We start from the raw sequence: 2,737 nt of genomic DNA, 5'->3' as shown, positions 1-2,737 counted from the left end.
AGTTTTAACCTCGGTAAAAACACTGAAAATCATTTCCACCCAATGCCTGCTGCCCTTGCTTCCTACTCTACTCCACCCCTGGAAACGCCCTCTTCCAAAACTTGGAACTTCAATGGTAGAGTTTCCACTCCTTTGCAACGTCAGCAGCAATTCGTTGCCGCAACTTCCATGGCAAGATAACCTCCACAAAGGGACGCCAAGCCTGAAGGCGCATCAGGATGTTCGGGTCATCTTCTCGATAAATCGCGGTATAGTAGGCATCCTGGGAAGAGCGATCGCCTAAAATCTCCAGTAAAATCTTCTGTTCTGTTGGATGAGTTAGCTTCTTGATCAGACTTTTAGCCTCTCTATAACTCACCCGTTTAAAAGTCTCGTGGCGTACCGTCCCCTGAATGTAGCGTTGGTCATGGATGCGGTCAAACCTTAGTAACATTAGAGAAGCGTTTTGGTAGAAGTCAAACCCCCACGCTTTTGCCATTTCCTCTTGGATGTAGTCGGGTTGAGGCAGATTTTGACGCTGATACAGTTGCACCAACGCTGGCGGAATTTGGGCATCTGTCCAAGTTAAAGAGATAAGTTTTTGTATCCGATCAAGGCGATAGTTTCGCCAGTTCATTTCACCTTGAGGATTTTGACCGAAGGCACACAAGTATGTTGCCCGTTGCATATAGTAAATGCAGACTGGGTAAACGATACATTCAATATCTCGGTCAAGTTTAGCGCTGCGGTAAATAAGTAGCACTGGTGGGACGGAGGAAAGCGCCCAAAGGTGTTTTAGTTGCTCCTGAAAATTGTCTACTTTATCTATAGTCTCCTTTGGGATGACATATTCAACATGCAGAAAGAAGCGCTGAATACCGTTAATTTGTTGAGAATGGTTATGTGCGATCGCAGCTAAATCTGGAGGCAAAAAATTTAGCTCATCAGTCCCCAATTTAGCGTCCTGAAGACCTTCACTACTTGCAGTAGGTCGCGCTGGAAATAGTTTTACCCGATAGTATTGTCGATTACTGTATTCGAGCCATTGAAGTTGTACTAGGGTTTGCAAATCACCACAAAGCATCCGCCTTGTCAAGGAAAACAGCGGTTTTTGTAACCACTTAGAAAGCACATTCTCTTCAATGCCAGCGTGTTGCTCAATTTGTCGTCGCCACTCTGGTTCTTCAATATTCGTCCTTGCATTAAACAGCCATTCGGCAATACTCTTATTACAGGAACATTGAGGGTCATTGTGACGAGGAACCTCTTCTCCTTTGGGATGAGTGGGGCTAAAAAAAGCATCGCGCCACTGGGCGTAGGTGAAACAGTCTAAAAGATTGAGTCGCTCAGTCTCGTCTCCATAAAGCAGGCGCAACCATACCCACAAACGCACCGCTCTAGCTAAATTTTGCTTAAGGGAACCCCGTGCTAACCATTGCAGTAGTTCTACACTAGGCGAGTCGCGAAAGAATTGCTCAGACATTAGACTCATACCGTTTCGCTGTATCTTTGCATGGTAGGGGCGTATAGCTATACGCCCCTACAGCTTATGTTCCATGCCCTAGAGTAATGCCACATGGAACTAGCGACTTCCAACGCTTTGTAAGATAGAGCTATTCCTACAGGAGCAAGGGTTGATGACTACTTACAACATTGAGCTAGAGGGCGATGTCTTGAAAGTCGGATTTGGAGAACCTGCCCAAAATGACCAGATTGTCCGCGATGCAACAGCGCGTCTGGAACAAATGAGCAAGTTGGGACAACTATCAGGGGGTCCACTACTCAAAATTAATGGGCCAGCTTCCTTACCTGTCGCTTGTGTAGTGGCGCACAAGGTTTGTCATCTTTATGGAGCTGTTGGCGTTTTTGACCCAAAGTTGGGAAAATACGTTATCGCCATCACCCATAACCCAACGTACAAGCTTGGCGATTTGATAGATTGAGGTTTTGCAGAGGCACCCTTTGTGATGAAAGTTGTGCTTTGCGGCCCTCCCCACTCTGGGAAGTCCTGCCTAAGAGAAGGATTAAAGCAAGCCATACGCCGCATCCCAGGAGCGCCTTATCCCCTTATACTTACCGCTTGTCCTGATGGTGAAGGCTCTTGGTATTCTGAGGCGGTACGGCACAATCCTGAGTTGGCTCGACAGTTAAAGGCGGCTTATAAAGCTAAATTCACGCCCGAGTTTGCGGCTGTGAGGGCAAGGTGGGTAAGGGATGCAAGTGAATCTCTAACTATTGTGGATGTGGGCGGAAAGATCGATGAGAAGAATGAGTTAATTATGTCTCATGCTACTCATTCGGTAATTTTGGCTGGGGATATGAACAAAGTTCCAGCATGGGAACAGTTTTGCTCTCAACTAAATCTGAACATTATTGCCCTTATTCATAGCGATTATCACGGAGTTACCGATAGCGAAGCGCTGCTGCTTTCAGCAGATCGCATCCAATCCAAAGTACCAATTCTTCAAGGGAGCATCCACTACTTGGAGCGAGGACAAGATGTTTCGACGCGCCCGATGGTTCAAGCACTCGCTCACTTACTGATTCATTTAAGCACTCAAGATTCACCCAATGACAAAACTCACAGAGCGATTTGAACAGGCGTTGGTATATGCAACTCGCCTTCATGCTCAACAAACTCGCAAGGTAACTGGTGTTCCTTATATTTCTCACCTGTTGAGTGTTGCGGCGCTGGTGTTGGAAGATGGAGGGGATGAGGATGAAGCGATCGCATCCCTATTACACGACGCGGTTGAAG

4 protein-coding genes are annotated in these 2,737 nt (G+C 46.6%); 3 read left to right on the top strand and 1 reads right to left on the bottom strand.

Going from position 1 to position 2,737, the window contains the following annotated elements:
• Positions 1-109: 109 nt before the first annotated feature.
• Positions 110-1,462 carry a TIGR03985 family CRISPR-associated protein gene (locus tag HWQ37_RS28945; protein WP_292753861.1) on the bottom strand — a complete coding sequence of 451 codons (1,353 nt, stop codon included), beginning with the start codon at positions 1,460-1,462 and terminating at the stop codon, positions 110-112.
• A gap of 154 nt (positions 1,463-1,616) precedes the next feature.
• Here HWQ37_RS28945 and HWQ37_RS34755 point away from each other — a divergent pair, with 154 nt between their 5' ends.
• The 3 genes from HWQ37_RS34755 to HWQ37_RS28935 all read left to right on the top strand — a co-directional run.
• Positions 1,617-1,922, top strand: a complete 306-nt coding sequence (locus HWQ37_RS34755; RefSeq protein ID WP_363318207.1) for a CRISPR-associated protein Csx3 — start codon at positions 1,617-1,619, stop codon at positions 1,920-1,922.
• Positions 1,923-1,946: 24 nt separating this feature from the next.
• The gene (locus tag HWQ37_RS28940; protein ID WP_363318206.1) at positions 1,947-2,576 is read left to right on the top strand and encodes a hypothetical protein; all 630 of its coding nucleotides are present in this window, start codon (positions 1,947-1,949) and stop codon (positions 2,574-2,576) included.
• Positions 2,551-2,737 (top strand): HD domain-containing protein (locus HWQ37_RS28935; protein WP_292753860.1); only part of this gene is annotated, 187 nt, incomplete at its 3' end. The genes HWQ37_RS28940 and HWQ37_RS28935, both read left to right, overlap by 26 nt.

Source organism: Nostoc sp. NMS4, from assembly GCF_017115095.1.
Classification (GTDB): Bacteria; Cyanobacteriota; Cyanobacteriia; order Cyanobacteriales; family Nostocaceae; genus Nostoc.
Note: the sequence above shows the minus strand (reverse complement) of the source record. Positions and strands in the feature narration are given on the sequence as shown.